This window comes from Vibrio sp. Isolate24, assembly GCF_022398215.1.
GTDB classification, from domain to species: Bacteria; Pseudomonadota; Gammaproteobacteria; order Enterobacterales; family Vibrionaceae; genus Vibrio; species Vibrio coralliilyticus_A.
The window spans coordinates 80,119-97,570 of record NZ_JAKEUU010000008.1; the positions used below are offsets into that span (position 1 = coordinate 80,119).

The 17,452-nt window shown below is 46.9% G+C and carries 20 protein-coding genes; all 20 read left to right on the forward strand.

Annotated elements, in window-relative coordinates; genetic code table 11:
• Positions 1–122 precede the first annotated feature (122 nt).
• Entirely contained in the window at positions 123–794 is a 672-nt protein-coding gene (locus L1D23_RS19760) for an amino acid ABC transporter permease (protein ID WP_006957462.1), read from the forward strand.
• Positions 791–1,528 (forward strand): amino acid ABC transporter ATP-binding protein, encoded by a 738-nt coding sequence (locus tag L1D23_RS19765; RefSeq protein WP_239870903.1) that lies wholly within the window; start codon positions 791–793, stop codon positions 1,526–1,528. The genes L1D23_RS19760 and L1D23_RS19765 overlap by 4 nt, the downstream gene beginning before the upstream one ends.
• 230 nt (positions 1,529–1,758) lie before the next feature.
• Positions 1,759–1,893 (forward strand): 50S ribosomal protein L34, encoded by a 135-nt coding sequence (gene rpmH / locus L1D23_RS19770; RefSeq protein ID WP_004411068.1) that lies wholly within the window; start codon positions 1,759–1,761, stop codon positions 1,891–1,893.
• 45 nt (positions 1,894–1,938) lie between these two features.
• A complete protein-coding gene (gene rnpA, locus L1D23_RS19775; protein ID WP_006957457.1) occupies positions 1,939–2,262 on the forward strand; it encodes a ribonuclease P protein component in 324 nt (107 codons plus the stop codon).
• Positions 2,229–2,486 (forward strand): membrane protein insertion efficiency factor YidD, encoded by a 258-nt coding sequence (gene yidD, locus L1D23_RS19780; protein WP_080555897.1) that lies wholly within the window; start codon positions 2,229–2,231, stop codon positions 2,484–2,486. Before rnpA ends, yidD begins: the two co-directional genes overlap by 34 nt.
• Before the next feature lie 2 nt (positions 2,487–2,488).
• Positions 2,489–4,108, forward strand: coding sequence for a membrane protein insertase YidC (yidC, locus tag L1D23_RS19785; RefSeq protein ID WP_239870906.1), 1,620 nt, complete (start codon positions 2,489–2,491; stop codon positions 4,106–4,108).
• Positions 4,109–4,228: 120 nt separating this feature from the next.
• Positions 4,229–5,590 carry a tRNA uridine-5-carboxymethylaminomethyl(34) synthesis GTPase MnmE gene (gene mnmE, locus L1D23_RS19790; RefSeq protein ID WP_239870909.1) on the forward strand — a complete coding sequence of 454 codons (1,362 nt, stop codon included), beginning with the start codon at positions 4,229–4,231 and terminating at the stop codon, positions 5,588–5,590.
• Positions 5,591–5,643: 53 nt separating this feature from the next.
• Entirely contained in the window at positions 5,644–6,078 is a 435-nt protein-coding gene (gene mioC, locus L1D23_RS19795) for an FMN-binding protein MioC (RefSeq protein WP_239838795.1), read from the forward strand.
• Positions 6,079–6,520: 442 nt separating this feature from the next.
• A complete protein-coding gene (gene mnmG / locus L1D23_RS19800; RefSeq protein ID WP_239870912.1) occupies positions 6,521–8,416 on the forward strand; it encodes a tRNA uridine-5-carboxymethylaminomethyl(34) synthesis enzyme MnmG in 1,896 nt (631 codons plus the stop codon).
• The gene (gene rsmG, locus L1D23_RS19805; RefSeq protein ID WP_239870914.1) at positions 8,417–9,049 is read left to right on the forward strand and encodes a 16S rRNA (guanine(527)-N(7))-methyltransferase RsmG; all 633 of its coding nucleotides are present in this window, start codon (positions 8,417–8,419) and stop codon (positions 9,047–9,049) included.
• A 14-nt stretch (positions 9,050–9,063) separates the two neighbouring features.
• Entirely contained in the window at positions 9,064–9,837 is a 774-nt protein-coding gene (locus L1D23_RS19810) for a ParA family protein (protein ID WP_239838792.1), read from the forward strand.
• Positions 9,838–9,860: 23 nt separating this feature from the next.
• A complete protein-coding gene (locus L1D23_RS19815; protein WP_239870916.1) occupies positions 9,861–10,742 on the forward strand; it encodes a ParB/RepB/Spo0J family partition protein in 882 nt (293 codons plus the stop codon).
• Positions 10,743–10,929: 187 nt separating this feature from the next.
• Positions 10,930–11,319: a F0F1 ATP synthase subunit I gene (locus L1D23_RS19820; protein ID WP_006957450.1), complete on the forward strand. Its 390-nt coding sequence runs from the start codon at positions 10,930–10,932 to the stop codon at positions 11,317–11,319.
• 8 nt (positions 11,320–11,327) lie between these two features.
• Positions 11,328–12,140 (forward strand): F0F1 ATP synthase subunit A, encoded by an 813-nt coding sequence (gene atpB, locus L1D23_RS19825; RefSeq protein ID WP_006957449.1) that lies wholly within the window; start codon positions 11,328–11,330, stop codon positions 12,138–12,140.
• A gap of 57 nt (positions 12,141–12,197) precedes the next feature.
• Entirely contained in the window at positions 12,198–12,452 is a 255-nt protein-coding gene (gene atpE, locus L1D23_RS19830; RefSeq protein WP_006957448.1) for a F0F1 ATP synthase subunit C, read from the forward strand.
• Between the two features lie 72 nt (positions 12,453–12,524).
• Positions 12,525–12,995, forward strand: coding sequence for a F0F1 ATP synthase subunit B (atpF, locus tag L1D23_RS19835; RefSeq protein WP_239838790.1), 471 nt, complete (start codon positions 12,525–12,527; stop codon positions 12,993–12,995).
• A gap of 14 nt (positions 12,996–13,009) precedes the next feature.
• Positions 13,010–13,543, forward strand: coding sequence for a F0F1 ATP synthase subunit delta (atpH, locus tag L1D23_RS19840; protein WP_239838789.1), 534 nt, complete (start codon positions 13,010–13,012; stop codon positions 13,541–13,543).
• 13 nt (positions 13,544–13,556) lie between these two features.
• The gene (atpA, locus tag L1D23_RS19845; protein ID WP_239870919.1) at positions 13,557–15,098 is read left to right on the forward strand and encodes a F0F1 ATP synthase subunit alpha; all 1,542 of its coding nucleotides are present in this window, start codon (positions 13,557–13,559) and stop codon (positions 15,096–15,098) included.
• A 42-nt stretch (positions 15,099–15,140) separates the two neighbouring features.
• Positions 15,141–16,007 carry a F0F1 ATP synthase subunit gamma gene (gene atpG, locus L1D23_RS19850; RefSeq protein WP_239870922.1) on the forward strand — a complete coding sequence of 289 codons (867 nt, stop codon included), beginning with the start codon at positions 15,141–15,143 and terminating at the stop codon, positions 16,005–16,007.
• A gap of 35 nt (positions 16,008–16,042) precedes the next feature.
• Positions 16,043–17,446 carry a F0F1 ATP synthase subunit beta gene (atpD, locus tag L1D23_RS19855; protein WP_239870925.1) on the forward strand — a complete coding sequence of 468 codons (1,404 nt, stop codon included), beginning with the start codon at positions 16,043–16,045 and terminating at the stop codon, positions 17,444–17,446.
• The last annotated feature ends 6 nt before the right edge of the window (positions 17,447–17,452 follow it).

The window sequence follows — 17,452 nt, forward strand, 5'->3', positions numbered from 1 at the left end:
CTGTTGAGTATTGCTCGTCCGGTTGAGGCACTCAACCGGATTTGCTCTTAACCCACTGCTTTCCTTCCTTTGCAGTGGGTTTTGCTTTTTGTATAGAAGCTTATTTTTAACTGGGATACGTTATGGGATTCGATTTTAACTACATGCTGAACCTGATGCCGATACTGCTCAAGTATCTGGGCACCACCATGGAAATGGCGACATGGGGTTTAGTATTTTCACTGATTTTGGCCGTCATTTTAGCGAATATCCGTGTATTTCGCGTTCCCGTTCTTGATCAGTTAAGCCAGCTGTACATCAGCTTCTTTCGTGGGACACCACTGCTGGTTCAGCTGTTCCTACTTTACTACGGCTTACCGCAAATTTTTCCGTTCCTAGTCGGTCTGGATGCATTCAGCGCCGCGGTGATTGGTTTGACCCTGCACTTTGCCGCTTACATGGCGGAAAGTATCCGCGCCGCAATCATTGGTATCGATCGTAGCCAGATGGAAGCTAGTCTGTCGGTGGGTATGACAACGACACAAGCGATGCGCCGAGTGATCTTGCCGCAGGCAACGCGTGTGGCTCTGCCGTCATTGATGAACTACTTCATTGATATGATCAAGTCTACCTCATTGGCATTTACGCTAGGTGTTGCAGAGATCATGGCAAAAGCGCAAATGGAAGCCTCATCCAGTTTCCGCTTTTTCGAAGCCTTCCTTGCCGTTGCGCTGATTTACTGGGGCGTTGTAGTGATACTGACTCGCGTACAAATCTGGGCAGAAGCTAAGTTGAATAAGGCATACGTAAGATGATCAAGTTAGATAACATTCACAAACGTTTTGGTGACACAGAAGTCCTTAAAGGCATCGATCTCGATATCAAACAGGGCGAGATCATTGTCATTATCGGCTCTAGCGGTACGGGTAAGTCCACCCTGCTACGCACGGTGAATTTTCTCGAAAATGCCGACAAAGGCGTCATCACCATTGATGATGTCAGCGTGGATAGTGAAAAGCACACCAAAGCGGAAGTACTGGCTCTGCGCCGTAAGACTGGGTTTGTGTTTCAGAACTATGCCTTGTTTGCCCATATGACCGCCCGTCAGAATATTGCTGAAGGTCTCATCACCGTTCGCGGCTGGAAGAAAGACCAAGCATTGGCACGCGCTCAGCAAATCCTTGACGACATCGGCCTTGGCGATAAAGGAGACAGTTATCCAGCGGCGCTGTCTGGTGGCCAGCAGCAACGTGTCGGTATCGGACGTGCGATGGCACTGCAGCCCGAATTATTGCTGTTTGACGAACCAACTTCAGCACTGGATCCTGAGTGGGTTGGCGAAGTTCTTCAATTAATGAAGGAGTTAGCAACCAAACACCAAACCATGCTGGTGGTCACACACGAAATGCAGTTCGCCCGAGAAGTAGCGGATCGGGTGATCTTTATGGCAGAAGGCAATATCGTTGAGCAAGGCTCTCCACAGGATATCTTTAATAATCCACAGGATCCTCGCTTACAAAAGTTCCTTCGCCAAGTAGGCGCGGAGTAAAGATCACCAAAGAAGATCGCTTGATCCTTGAGATTTTGCTCACACTACGTATAATCGCCCGGCCGGAATTTAGCAGTTGCTCAATGATTGACACTTTGTGTGACTGTGATTACAATTCCGCCTCTTTGTTGAGAGGCGTCGGTTTGTCCTCTTTCTATATAAAGAAGACCAAATGGCCCACGCCGGGTTAACTAAGAACCTAAAACTACTGATCAGTAAAGGTAATTATCATGAAACGCACTTTTCAACCTTCAGTTCTAAAGCGCAAGCGTACTCACGGTTTCCGTGCACGTATGGCTACTAAGAACGGTCGTGCAACAATCAATGCACGTCGTGCAAAAGGCCGTAAGCGTCTTTCTAAGTAATCTTCGATTATTTTGAAAACGTACGCGTTCGATCGGGAGTTACGTTTGTTAACTCCCGAGCATTATCAAAATGTCTTTCAGCAAGCTCATCGAGCTGGCTCACCACATTTCACCATCATTGCTCGCAATAACAACCTATCTCACCCTCGATTAGGTTTAGCCGTTCCCAAAAAACAGATTAAAACCGCCGTTGGTCGTAATCGTTTTAAACGCCTTGCTCGTGAAAGCTTTCGTAACAATCAGCATCAACTTGCTCACAAAGATTTTGTTGTGATTGCCAAGAAAAGCGCCCAAGATCTGAGCAATGAAGAAATGTTCAAACTGTTTGATAAGTTATGGCAGCGCCTGTCTCGCCCTTCGCGTGGGTAGCAATCGGATTCGTCCGTCTTTATCAAGGCCTCATTAGTCCGCTTATCGGACCACGCTGTCGTTTTACTCCAACCTGCTCTACTTACGCCATAGAAGCACTAAAAGCTCACGGTTTTGTAAAAGGGTGTTGGTTATCAAGCAAACGTCTATTAAAATGCCACCCTTTGAATGAGGGCGGTTTTGATCCCGTTCCACCAGTCCAGAAACAAGACAGAGATAAATAACGATGGATTCTCAACGTAATATCCTGTTAATCGCGCTAGCACTGGTTTCTTTCTTGTTGTTTCAACAATGGCAAGTCGCAAAGAACCCAGCACCACAGCCGGTTGAACAGGCACAATCAAGCAGTACCCTACCTGCCCCTACTCTTGCGGATGATTTAGATCCCGCACCTGCGCAGCAAGCGTCTGCTAAAACGATTACCGTGACAACTGACGTCTTGACTCTGTCGATTGATACGGTTGGTGGTGATGTTATCGCTGCAGACCTGAACCAATACTCTGCAGAACTGGATTCATCAGACTCATTCGTCCTATTGAAGAACGAACCAGGTCACCAATTCATTGCGCAAAGTGGTCTAGTGGGCCCTCAAGGTATCGATCTGAGCAGCTCAAATCGTCCAGCTTACTCAGTGAATGCGGATAGCTTCACTCTGGAAGACGGTCAGGATGAACTTCGCATCCCAATGACATACCAAGCGAATGGCCTTGAGTACACCAAAACATTTATTGTTAAGCGTGGCAGCTATGCGGTTGACGTTGAATACGATGTAGTCAACAACTCAGGTAACAACGCGACATTTGGTATGTACGCTCACCTGCGCCAAAACCTGATGGACGCGGGCGGCAGCATCACTATGCCAACTTACCGTGGCGGTGCGTATTCAACAGAAGAAACGCGTTATAAGAAATACAGTTTTGACGACATGCAGGATCGTAACCTGTCTATCACTCTACCAGACGGTCAAGGTTGGGCAGCAATGATCCAACACTACTTTGCGTCTGCATGGATCCCTCGCAACGAGCCAGGCACAAACCTGTACACTCGCGTGATTGGCAACCTAGGTGATATTGGTGTTCGTATCCCAAATAAAACCATCGCAACAGGTGATTCCGCACAATTCAATGCGACACTTTGGGTCGGTCCAAAACTGCAAGATGCAATGGCTGAAACTGCACAAAATCTAGACTTGGTTGTGGATTACGGCTGGCTATGGTTCATTGCTAAACCACTGCATACCTTACTGTCATTCATTCAAAGTTTTGTCTCTAACTGGGGTCTGGCTATTATTGCGCTGACGTTCATTGTTCGTGGCGCTATGTACCCACTAACAAAAGCACAATACACCTCAATGGCAAAAATGCGCATGCTACAGCCTAAGCTGCAAGCAATGCGTGAGCGTATTGGCGACGACCGCCAGCGCATGAGCCAAGAAATGATGGAACTGTACAAGAAAGAGAAAGTAAACCCATTGGGTGGCTGTCTGCCTCTGCTTCTACAGATGCCTATTTTCATTGCACTTTACTGGGCACTAATGGAATCGGTGGAACTACGTCACTCACCATTCTTTGGTTGGATTACTGACCTGTCAGCGCAAGACCCTTATTACATCTTGCCGCTACTGATGGGTGCATCCATGTTCCTGATCCAGAAGATGAGCCCAACCACAGTAACAGACCCAATGCAGCAGAAGATCATGACGTTCATGCCTGTTCTGTTCACTGGTTTCTTCCTGTTCTTCCCATCAGGTCTGGTTCTTTACTGGTTAGTATCGAACATCGTAACTCTGATCCAACAGACGCTGATTTATAAGGCGCTGGAGAAGAAAGGTTTGCACTCAAAATAACGAGTCGGCGTAAATAATCGAGAAAGGCGACCAAAAGGTCGCCTTTTTGTTTTTGGCTGATTACAATTCATCTCATTCACTATTTACCCTCACAGGGTATGCATCGCACAGGCTACCACTATGACTACAGAGACCATTATCGCTCAAGCCACTGCGCCCGGACGAGGCGGTGTCGGTATTATTCGCGTATCCGGTCCTCTTGCGGCCAAAGTCGCTTCTGAGGTAACAGGCAAAACCTTACGTCCTCGATATGCGGAATATCTCCCCTTTACTGCAGAGGATGGCACAGAGCTCGATCAGGGTATCGCGCTCTACTTCCCTAATCCGAACTCCTTTACCGGCGAAGATGTCCTAGAACTGCAAGGCCATGGTGGCCCAGTCGTAATGGATATGCTGATCAAGCGCATCCTGCAAATTCCCGGGATCCGCACTGCTCGCCCGGGTGAGTTTTCAGAGCGCGCCTTCCTCAATGACAAGCTCGATTTATCCCAAGCAGAAGCCATTGCGGACTTAATTGATGCCAGCTCAGAACAAGCGGCGAAGTCGGCCCTAAAATCACTTCAAGGCGCGTTCTCAAACCGAATCCAAACCTTAGTCGAATCCCTGATTCACCTGCGTATCTACGTCGAAGCCGCAATTGACTTCCCCGAAGAAGAAATTGATTTTCTCGCCGATGGTAAAGTCTCAGCCGACCTACAGACGATTATTGATAACCTCACTGCCGTGCGCCAAGAAGCGACACAAGGCGCTATCATGCGCGAAGGGATGAAAGTCGTCATCGCCGGCCGTCCAAACGCGGGCAAATCGAGCTTGCTAAACGCCTTATCTGGTAAAGAATCAGCCATTGTGACTGATATTGCAGGCACCACTCGTGACGTTCTGCGTGAACACATTCATATTGACGGTATGCCACTGCATATCATTGATACCGCAGGTCTGCGCGATGCGTCGGATGAGGTCGAAAAGATAGGCATCGAACGTGCTTGGGAAGAAATTGAGCAAGCCGATCGCGTCTTATTTATGGTCGATGGCACCACTACAGATGCCACCGATCCAAAAGAGATTTGGCCTGACTTCGTTGATCGATTGCCGAGCAATATCGGCATGACAGTGATCCGCAATAAAGTCGATCAAACCAATGAAGAATTAGGCATTTGTCATGTCAACGATCCCACATTGATTCGCCTATCAGCACGAACGGGGCATGGTGTGGAATCGCTACGAACGCACCTTAAAGAGTGCATGGGCTTCTCTGGAGGGAGCGAAGGTGGCTTTATGGCTCGCCGTCGTCACTTGGAAGCACTGGAACGAGCCGCAGAGCATCTTGATATTGGCCAACAGCAGCTTGAAGGCTATATGGCAGGAGAAATCCTCGCTGAAGAACTGAGAATTGCGCAGCAACATCTGAGCGAAATTACCGGAGAATTTAGCTCGGATGATTTACTCGGGCGCATTTTCTCCTCATTCTGTATCGGCAAATAATCATACATGCGCGACGTTTCCCGTCGCGCTGTTTTTAGGTAAAAGGAAATTCTATGATCCAAATAATCACAGGCAGTACATTAGGTGGCGCTGAATACGTGGGTGATCATCTGAGTGATCTGCTGATTGAAAAAGGCTTTAAGACTTGTATCCACAACCAACCGGTATTGGAAGAAGTACCAGCACAGGGTACTTGGCTACTCATCACATCCACTCACGGTGCGGGTGAGTATCCAGATAACATTCAACCTTTTATTCAAGCCTTGCAAGATACACCGCCGCGTATGTCTGACGTCAAATATGCGGTCATTGCCATTGGCGACTCTAGCTACGACACATTCTGTGCCGCAGGCCAGCACGCCCATGCCCTACTAGCCGACATTGGAGCGACACCAGTGGCGGATTGTCTAACCATCGATGTTCTCAGCCACGATGTTCCTGAAGATGCCGCAGAGGTGTGGCTAAACGAGCATATCAACAAGCTGTAGTCTTACTCTTTAAGGAAGTGTGCCATCAGCCACTTCCTCTCTCCACAACTCATAAAATTCCTTTCTCCCTCCTGTGGATAAAATAAGATCTATCCGGTGATTAACCTATAGTTATCCCAATAATAACTTTGAATTTTATTTTCACCTGTGCATAACTAGCCTTTTTGATCTCAGGAAATCCTCACACTGATCAAGGTAAGATCACATCATATGATCCGTTCAAGAACGATGATCTTGTTGATCATTTTTCACTTATCCACAGAGATCGTCGATCCTAATAATAGATCCAATAAAAGATCATATATAGAGATCCTATAGAAATAAGCTTTGTCAGAGGCTTAAATTAAAAACGCGAAAAGCGATTTTCTATCCATGGGAAAGCAGGTAGAATAGCGCTCTTTTTATCTGTCCATCTCTCTATTTGAATACCAGAGGTCAGTTCATGCTTTATCACGAAAACTTTGACGTCATTGTTGTTGGTGGCGGACATGCAGGAACGGAAGCCGCACTCGCATCAGCTCGTACAGGACAAAAAACACTGTTACTGACACATAACATCGACACTTTAGGTCAGATGTCATGTAACCCTGCAATTGGGGGAATCGGTAAAGGTCATTTAGTCAAGGAAGTGGATGCCATGGGTGGTTTAATGGCCCAAGCCATCGATCACGCTGGTATTCAGTTTAGGACACTTAATGCATCTAAAGGGCCTGCTGTTCGTGCTACACGAGCTCAAGCTGATCGAGCACTCTACAAAGCTTATGTACGTGAGGCGTTGGAAAATACCCCGAACCTAACACTATTCCAACAATCAGTAGATGACTTGATTGTTGAGCAGAACAAAGCGGTTGGTGTGATCACTCAAATGGGACTGCGCTTTCATGCTAAAGCTGTTGTGTTGACCGTAGGAACCTTCCTTGGAGGTAAAATCCATATAGGCATGGAAAGTTCCTCTGGAGGTCGTGCAGGTGATCCACCTTCGATCGCTTTAGCGGATCGTTTACGTGAATTGCCGTTTCGTGTTGATCGCCTAAAAACGGGCACGCCACCACGTATTGACGCACGTACTGTTAATTTTTCAGTGCTTGAAGCTCAACACGGTGATGACCCAACACCTGTTTTCTCTTTTATGGGCAACAGGGATCAACATCCACAACAGATCCCATGTTTTATCACTCATACCAATGATCAAACACATGAAGTGATTCGAAAAAACTTAGATCGTAGCCCTATGTATGCGGGTGTGATCGAGGGAATTGGCCCACGTTACTGCCCATCGATTGAAGACAAAGTGATGCGTTTTGCTGATAAAAACAGTCATCAGATCTTTATCGAACCAGAAGGCCTCAATACTCATGAGTTGTACCCAAATGGTATTTCCACCAGCTTACCGTTCGATGTTCAAGTGCAAATCGTTCGTTCAATGAAAGGCTTTGAGAACGCACATATCGTTCGTCCAGGATACGCTATTGAATATGATTTCTTTGATCCACGTGATTTAAAGCAGACCTACGAGACGAAGTTTATTAGTGGTTTATTCTTTGCTGGCCAGATTAATGGAACTACAGGCTACGAAGAAGCCGCAGCGCAAGGTCTGATGGCAGGTTTGAATGCTAGCCTGTACAGTCAGGACAAAGACGGATGGAGTCCGCGTCGAGATCAAGCTTACATGGGAGTATTGATTGATGACCTATCGACAATGGGGACAAAAGAGCCATACCGCATGTTTACGTCTCGTGCAGAGTATCGCTTACTGCTGCGTGAGGATAATGCGGATCTTCGTCTGACAGAAAAAGCGCGCGAGTTAGGATTAGTTGATGATCTACGCTGGGCTCGCTTTAATCAAAAGATCGAAAACATGGCGAAAGAACGTCAAAGATTGCAAGACACGTGGATGAACCCTAAATCTGCGGGTATTGATGAGCTGAATAAGCATCTCAAAACGCCAATGGCCCGTGAGGCAAATGGTGAAGATCTGCTGCGCCGTCCGGAAATGACATACTCCCAACTAACTGAACTGGACGCATTTGCACCTGCTCTGGACGATCAACAGGCGGCTGAGCAAGTGGAAATTCAAGTCAAATACGAAGGCTACATTAAACGTCAGCAAGACGAGATTGAAAAGTCGCTTCGTCATGAACATACACAGTTGCCCGTGGATCTGGATTACACCAATGTGAAAGGACTGTCCAATGAAGTGGTGGCGAAATTGAATGAGTCGAAACCTGAGTCAATTGGTATTGCGTCACGTATTTCTGGTATCACGCCTGCCGCGATTTCGATTCTGCTGGTTCACCTCAAAAAACATGGCATGTTGAAAAAAGGCGAGGAAGCATAAATGAGTGGGTTACGAACACAATTAGACGCTTTGATCGCTCAAACTTCGCTGGACGTCTCCGAACATCAACGAGAACAGCTGGTTGGCTATGTAGAAATGCTAAACAAGTGGAACAAGGCCTATAACTTGACCTCCGTTCGCGATCCCAGTGACATGCTGGTGAAACACATTCTCGATAGCATAGTGGTCAGCCCACATCTGCAAGGGCAACGCTTTATTGATGTCGGAACTGGTCCGGGTTTACCTGGCATTCCTCTGGCGATTATGAACCCTGATATGGCATTTACTTTGCTTGATAGCCTTGGCAAGCGCATTCGTTTTGTCAAACAGGTGTTGCACGAGCTTAAGATCGACAATGTCACGCCGATTCAAAGCCGTGTTGAAGCGTTTCAGCCACAAGACAAATTTGATGGCGTGTTAAGCCGAGCGTTTGCCTCTATGGTGGACATGGTCGAGTGGTGTCATCACTTACCTAAAGCGCATACAGGCTGTTTTATGGCCCTGAAGGGCCAATTACCACAGGATGAGATTGGGCAGCTTCCAGAGTGGTGTTCTGTGACCGACATCAAAGCTTTGCAAGTTCCTGAATTGGAAGGTGAGCGTCATCTAGTAATCTTATCCCGCAAGGAATAAAAGCGAGGTTCATCGTGGGAAAAATCGTAGCAATCGCCAACCAGAAAGGTGGAGTTGGTAAAACAACAACGTGCATCAACTTAGCCGCGTCTATGGCTGCGACTAAGCGTAAGGTATTGGTGATTGACCTCGATCCGCAAGGCAATGCCACTATGGCCAGTGGGGTCGACAAGTATCAGGTAGATGCAACAGCGTACGAATTGCTGGTTGAGGATGTCGCTTTTGATGATGTTGTGTGCCGTAAAACATCAGGAAATTATGACCTGATCGCAGCTAACGGTGATGTCACAGCGGCAGAAATTAAACTAATGGAAGTGTTTGCGCGTGAGGTTCGCCTCAAACATGCCTTGGCTGCAGTTCGCGATAACTATGATTTCATCTTTATTGATTGCCCTCCATCTCTAAACCTTCTTACAATCAATGCCATGGCCGCAGCAGATTCGGTCTTGGTACCTATGCAGTGTGAGTATTTTGCGCTGGAAGGTTTAACAGCATTGATGGATACCATCAGTAAGTTGGCAGCGGTGGTGAATGAAAACCTTAAAATCGAAGGTTTACTACGAACCATGTACGATCCTCGCAACCGCTTATCCAATGAAGTTTCCGATCAGTTGAAAAAGCACTTTGGTAACAAGGTGTACCGCACTGTTATTCCTCGTAATGTTCGTCTGGCCGAAGCGCCAAGTCATGGTAAACCTGCCATGTACTATGACAAATACTCCGCAGGCGCAAAAGCCTATCTGGCTTTAGCTGGAGAAATGCTTCGCCGCGATGAAGTCCCTGCATAACCCAACCAAAGGAATTTTGTCTCATGTCTAAACGCGGTTTAGGTAAAGGGCTTGATGCTCTGCTCTCGACGAGCTCGCTTGCACGTGAAAAACAGCAAAGTGCATTACACAGCCAAGAGCTTTCTTCTGATGGGGAGCTGGCCGATTTAAGCATTAACAGTCTTAAACCTGGTGTTTATCAGCCACGTAAAGACATGGAGCCCGAAGCGCTTGAAGAGCTAGCGGCGTCAATCGAGTCTCAGGGCATCATTCAGCCGATCGTGGTTCGCCAGGTTGAAAACGATAAGTTTGAGATCATCGCTGGTGAGCGCCGCTGGCGTGCGGCTCGTAAAGCGGGCCTGAAGCAGGTACCTTGCGTGATCAAGAATGTTGAGGATCGTGCTGCGATTGCCATGGCTTTGATCGAAAATATCCAGCGTGAAGACCTGAATGTGATCGAAGAAGCGGTTGCTTTGGATCGTCTTCAAGAGGAATTTTCTCTGACTCACCAACAGGTGGCAGAGGTGATTGGTAAGTCGCGCGCTACCGTGAGTAACTTACTGCGACTCAATCAGCTTGAAATGGATGTAAAGTATCTGCTTTCTGAAAAAATGCTTGAGATGGGGCATGCTCGTGCACTATTAGCGCTTGAAGGTGAGCAACAAGTCGAAGTAGCTGAGCTGGTTGCGAAGAAGCGTATGACGGTTCGTCAGACGGAGCAGTTAGTGAAAAAGTGTCTCCAGCCGCAATCAGAAGAGAAAAATGAGTCCCAAGACACGGAGGCACAACAAATGTCACAAAAATTGAGTGAAATGCTCAGTGCTAAAGTGGCAATCGTACGAGCTAAGAATGGCACTTCTAAAGTGACGATTAGTCTTGATGAGCCTCACAAATTAGAGCAACTGATTGCCAAGCTCGAAAGCTAAATGAGATAATTGATCTTCGTCAATTATGTAAAAAAACGAATTTTTGTGCGGAAGTTGTCGGTTTGTAAACAAAATTGTAACTTTTTGCGGTGTTTTAATTGCATTCAATCGGACTCACCGTATAATTTTCGCCAATTTCCCAGCACCGAGGTAGTAACGCTGTGGATTTTACTCGAGGTACGAATACATGGTAGCTGCGTTAGCTAGACCAGGACGAGAGCTTGCAAAGCGATTGTTAATGATCCAGTTCGGCGCGGTTACATTAATGGCGGCAGGAATGGCAGTGGCTGTGAATGCTGAATGGGGGCTTTCAGCACTGATTGGCGGCGGCATTTTTGTTGTTGCGAATGCGGTGTTCGCATTGTTTGCTTTCATGTATGGTGGAGCTCGCGCCGCAAAGCGGATCGCGAACTCTTTCTATGCCGGTGAAGCACTGAAAATCCTTATCACGGTGGCGCTTTTCTCCGTTGCCTACATGTATATACAGGTGGAACTTGTTCCCCTTAAGCTAACCTATTTGCTGGCTCTAGGTATTAATATCTGTGCGCCAGTGCTATTCATTAACAACAAAAAATAGGATGAGTTATGGCTGCGCCAGGTGAAGCGCTAACTGCGTCCGGATACATTTCCCACCACCTTACAAACCTTTCTACTTATAAGTTAGGTCTTGTAGCGGAGGAGGCAAGTTTCTGGAACGTACATATCGATAGCCTGTTTTTTTCTTGGTTTACTGGTTTAATTTTCCTCGGAATTTTTTACAAGGTAGCAAAGAGAACAACAGCGGGTGTACCAGGTAAGCTTCAGTGTGCTGTAGAAATGATCGTTGAATTTGTCGCGGAAAACGTCAAAGACACGTTCCATGGACGCAACCCACTGATCGCACCTTTAGCACTGACTATCTTTTGTTGGGTATTCTTAATGAACTTGATGGACTTAGTGCCAATCGACTTCTTACCTTACCCAGCAGAGCATTGGCTTGGTATCCCTTATCTTAAGGTTGTACCGTCTGCTGATGTGAATATCACCATGGCTATGGCTCTAGGCGTATTCGCTCTGATGATTTACTACAGCATCAAAGTGAAAGGTCTAGGTGGATTCGCTAAAGAATTAGCACTACATCCATTCAATCACCCACTGATGATCCCGTTTAACCTACTGATTGAAGTGGTCTCGCTACTGGCGAAACCTCTGTCTCTTGGTATGCGTCTATTCGGTAACATGTTCGCGGGTGAGGTTGTATTCATTCTTTGTGCGGCAATGCTACCATGGTACTTGCAATGGATGGGTTCACTACCGTGGGCAATCTTCCATGTCTTGGTTATCACGATTCAAGCCTTCGTGTTTATGATGTTGACAATTGTTTACCTGTCAATGGCACACGAAGACAGTGATCATTAATTTTTTTAAAGCTTTTTATTTGGGCAACTAGCCAACAACTATAAATTGGAGATAGTAATGGAAACTTTACTGAGCTTTTCTGCAATCGCCGTAGGTCTTATCGTCGGTCTTGCTTCTCTTGGTACAGCGATTGGTTTCGCACTTCTAGGTGGTAAATTCCTTGAAGGTGCAGCACGTCAACCAGAAATGGCTCCTATGCTACAAGTTAAGATGTTCATCATCGCGGGTCTACTTGATGCGGTTCCAATGATCGGTATCGTTATCGCACTTCTATTCACTTTCGCAAACCCATTCGTTGGTCAACTAGGTTAATCGCTTTTAACTTTCGACAAGCATTAGCTTGTTATTGATTAACACTAAGTCCGAATAGAAGGGGTAGCTGTTGTGAATATAAACGCAACTCTGCTAGGTCAAGCAATCTCGTTTGCACTGTTTGTGTGGTTCTGCATGAAGTATGTATGGCCACCGTTGATGCAAGCGATCGAAGAGCGTCAGAAGAAAATTGCTGACGGTCTGCAGGCAGCTGAACGTGCTGCGAAAGACTTGGATCTAGCACAAGCCAACGCTTCTGATCAGTTGAAAGAAGCGAAGCGCACAGCAACTGAGATCATCGAGCAAGCGAATAAGCGCAAAGCTCAAATTCTAGATGAAGCTCGCGAGGAAGCTCAGACTGAACGTCAGAAAATCCTATCGCAAGCAGAAGCAGAACTTGAAGCTGAACGCAACCGTGCACGCGATGAGCTGCGCAAACAAGTTGCAACTCTGGCTGTAGCTGGTGCTGAGAAGATCATTGAGCGTTCCATCGATAAAGATGCGCACAAAGATATTCTCGACAACATTACTGCAAAACTTTAAGTCTGGGGGCGCCTATGTCTGATTTGACTACTATCGCACGCCCCTATGCTAAAGCAGCCTTCGACTTTGCAGTAGAAAAAGGCGCGTTGGACCAATGGGGTCAAATGCTTTCTTTTGCTGCTGAAGTCGCTAAAAACGAACAAATGCACGAACTCTTAACGGGGTCAGTTTCTGCGGACAAACTCGCAGAAGTATTTGTAGCAGTTTGCGGCGAACAAGTTGATGCTCATGGCCAAAACCTTCTGAAGGTAATGGCGGAGAATGGTCGATTAGCGGCCCTTCCTGATGTTTGTGAACAGTTCTTTGCTCTGAAAAAAGAGCATGAGAAAGAAGTGGATGTGGAAGTGATTTCCGCTACTGACCTTTCTGATGAACAGCTTGCAGGTATCAGCAGCAAACTTGAGCAGCGTCTTGAGCGCAAAGTTAAGCTGAATTGCAGTGTAGATGAGGCCCTACTTGGTGGGGTGATTATTCGAGCCGGAGACTTAGTCATCGATGACTCAGCGCGTGGACGTTTGAACCGCCTGAGCGATGCATTGCAGTCTTAATGGGGATTGGAGCATGCAACTTAATTCCACGGAAATCAGCGAGCTAATCAAACAGCGTATCGAATCTTTCGAAGTTGTTAGTGAAGCTCGCAATGAGGGTACTATCGTATCGGTAAGCGATGGTATCATCCGCATCCACGGCCTAGCGGACGTGATGCAAGGTGAAATGATTGAATTACCGGGTGGCCGTTATGCACTAGCACTTAACCTTGAGCGTGACTCGGTTGGTGCAGTTGTAATGGGCCCATATGCTGACCTTAAGGAAGGCATGAAAGTTACAGGTACTGGTCGTATTCTTGAAGTACCAGTTGGTCCAGAACTACTAGGTCGCGTAGTAAACACGCTAGGTGAGCCTATTGATGGTAAAGGTCCTATTGAAGCCAAACTGACTTCACCTGTAGAAGTGATTGCACCGGGTGTAATCGACCGTCAGTCGGTTGATCAGCCTGTGCAAACTGGTTACAAATCTGTTGACTCAATGATCCCAATCGGTCGTGGTCAGCGTGAGCTTGTGATCGGTGACCGCCAGACTGGTAAAACAGCGATGGCGATCGATGCAATCATTAACCAGAAAAACTCTGGTATTTTCTCTATCTACGTAGCTATCGGTCAAAAAGCATCGACTATTGCTAACGTAGTACGCAAACTGGAAGAACATGGCGCGCTAGCTAACACTATTGTTGTTGTTGCGTCAGCTTCTGAATCTGCAGCGCTACAATACTTAGCGCCATACGCAGGTTGTGCGATGGGTGAATACTTCCGTGATCGCGGCGAAGACGCACTGATTGTTTATGATGATCTATCTAAACAGGCAGTAGCTTACCGTCAGATCTCTCTACTACTAAAACGTCCACCTGGCCGTGAGGCATTCCCTGGTGATGTTTTCTACCTTCACTCGCGTCTACTAGAGCGTGCTGCTCGTGTAAATGCAGAATACGTAGAGAAGTTCACTAATGGTGAAGTGAAAGGTAAGACGGGCTCTTTGACTGCTCTTCCTATCATCGAAACTCAAGCTGGTGACGTTTCAGCATTCGTACCGACTAACGTAATCTCGATTACCGATGGTCAGATCTTCCTACAAACTGAGCTATTCAACGCAGGTGTTCGTCCAGCGGTTGACCCAGGTATCTCGGTATCACGTGTAGGTGGTTCAGCTCAGACGAAAATCATCAAGAAGCTCTCTGGCGGTATTCGTACTGCTCTTGCTCAGTACCGTGAACTTGCAGCATTTGCTCAGTTCTCGTCTGATCTTGATGAAGCAACGAAGAAACAGCTAGACCATGGTCAGAAAGTAACAGAACTAATGAAGCAGAAGCAGTACGCTCCAATGTCTGTTTTTGACCAAGCACTAGTGATCTTCGCGGCAGAGCGCGGCTATTTAGCAGATGTTGAACTAAGCAAACTGCTAGATTTCGAAGCGGCTCTACTATCGTATGCTCGCGGTCAATACGCTGAACTAGCGTCTGAGATCGACAAGACGGGTGCGTACAACGATGAAATCGAAGCTCAGCTTAAGAAGCTGGTTGATGATTTCGTGGCAACCCAAACTTGGTAATAGGTCGGTGGCAGTAATGCCACCAACTAATGGAGAGTAACGATGGCCGGCGCAAAAGAGATACGTAATAAAATCGGTAGTGTGAAAAGCACTCAGAAAATTACGAAAGCGATGGAAATGGTAGCAGCTTCAAAAATGCGTCGTTCTCAAGATGCAATGGAAGCTTCTCGTCCATACGCTGAAACAATGCGTAAAGTGATCGGTCACGTGGCAAACGCGAATTTAGAGTACCGTCATCCGTACCTAGAAGAGCGTGAAGCGAAGCGAGTTGGTTACATCATCGTTTCTACAGACCGCGGCTTGTGTGGCGGCTTGAACATTAACGTGTTCAAGAAAGCTGTAACAGACATGCAAGCTTGGAAAGAGAAAGGTGCTGAGGTTGAACTGGCAGTCGTCGGTTCGAAAGCAACAGCCTTTTTCAACAACAGTGGCGCTAAAGTCGCTGCGCAGGTTTCTGGTCTGGGCGATAGCCCTAGCCTTGAAGACCTAATCGGTTCTGTAAGCGTAATGCTGAAGAAATACGATGAAGGTGAACTGGACCGTCTGTATGTAGTGTTCAACAAGTTTGTTAACACTATGGTTCAGCAACCAACGATCGATCAATTGCTACCTTTGCCTAAATCGGACAGCGAAGAGATGCAGCGTGAGCATTCATGGGACTACATCTATGAACCTGAGCCACAACCTCTGCTTGATGCACTGTTAGTGCGCTACGTAGAGTCTCAGGTCTACCAAGGTGTGGTTGAGAACCTTGCTTGTGAACAAGCGGCTCGAATGATTGCGATGAAAGCTGCAACTGATAATGCGACCAACTTGATTGAAGATCTAGAGCTTGTGTATAACAAAGCCCGTCAGGCTGCGATTACACAAGAACTATCGGAAATCGTTGGTGGTGCTGCAGCGGTTTAAGCTTAGGTAAAACGAAATAGTTTAGAGGATTAACGATGGCTACAGGTAAGATCGTACAGATCATCGGTGCGGTAGTCGACGTAGAGTTCCCACAGAGCGAAGTACCTAGTGTATATGACGCTCTAAACGTAACGGACTCAAAAGAGCGTCTAGTTCTTGAAGTTCAACAACAGCTAGGCGGTGGCGTAGTTCGTTGTATCGTAATGGGTAGCTCTGATGGTTTACGTCGTGGAGTGGAAGTGGTAAATACTGGCGCTCCAATTTCAGTACCAGTAGGTACTAAGACCCTAGGTCGTATCATGAACGTTCTAGGTGACGCAATTGACGAGCGTGGTGAAATCGGTGCAGAAGAGTCTTACTCTATTCACCGTGAAGCACCAAGCTACGAAGAGCAATCAAACGAAACCGCTCTACTAGAGACTGGTGTTAAAGTAATCGACCTAGTTTGTCCATTCGCTAAGGGTGGTAAAATCGGTCTATTCGGTGGTGCAGGTGTAGGTAAGACCGTTAACATGATGGAACTTATCAACAACATCGCACTACAGCACTCAGGTCTGTCAGTATTCGCTGGTGTTGGTGAGCGTACTCGTGAAGGTAACGACTTCTACTTTGAGATGCAGGAAGCGGGCGTTGTAAACGTTGAGAAGCCTGAAGAATCAAAAGTAGCAATGGTTTACGGTCAGATGAACGAGCCACCAGGTAACCGTCTACGTGTTGCACTAACTGGTCTAACAATGGCTGAGCGTTTCCGTGATGAAGGTCGTGACGTTCTACTGTTCGTTGATAACATCTACCGTTACACGCTAGCAGGTACGGAAGTATCAGCACTTCTAGGTCGTATGCCTTCTGCAGTAGGTTACCAGCCTACACTGGCAGAAGAGATGGGCGTACTACAGGAGCGTATCACGTCAACTAAGCAAGGTTCTATCACGTCTGTACAGGCGGTATATGTACCAGCGGATGACTTGACTGACCCTTCTCCAGCAACCACGTTCGCGCACTTAGATGCAACGGTTGTACTTAACCGTAACATCGCAGCGATGGGTCTATACCCAGCGATCGACCCACTGGATTCAACGTCTCGTCAGCTAGACCCGCTAGTGGTAGGTCAGGAGCACTACGACATTGCGCGTGGCGTTCAGTCTACTCTACAGCGTTACAAAGAGCTGAAAGACATCATCGCGATCCTAGGTATGGACGAGCTATCTGAAGAAGATAAGCAAGTTGTATCTCGTGCACGTAAGATTGAGCGTTTCCTAACTCAGCCTTACCACGTAGCGGAAGTATTCACTGGTGACCCAGGCATCTACGTACCTCTTAAAGAGACTCTACGTGGCTTCAAAGGTCTACTAGCTGGTGATTACGACGACATTCCAGAGCAAGCGTTCATGTACTGTGGTGCAATTGACGATGCTATCGAGAATGCGAAGAAGCTATAAGGCTAA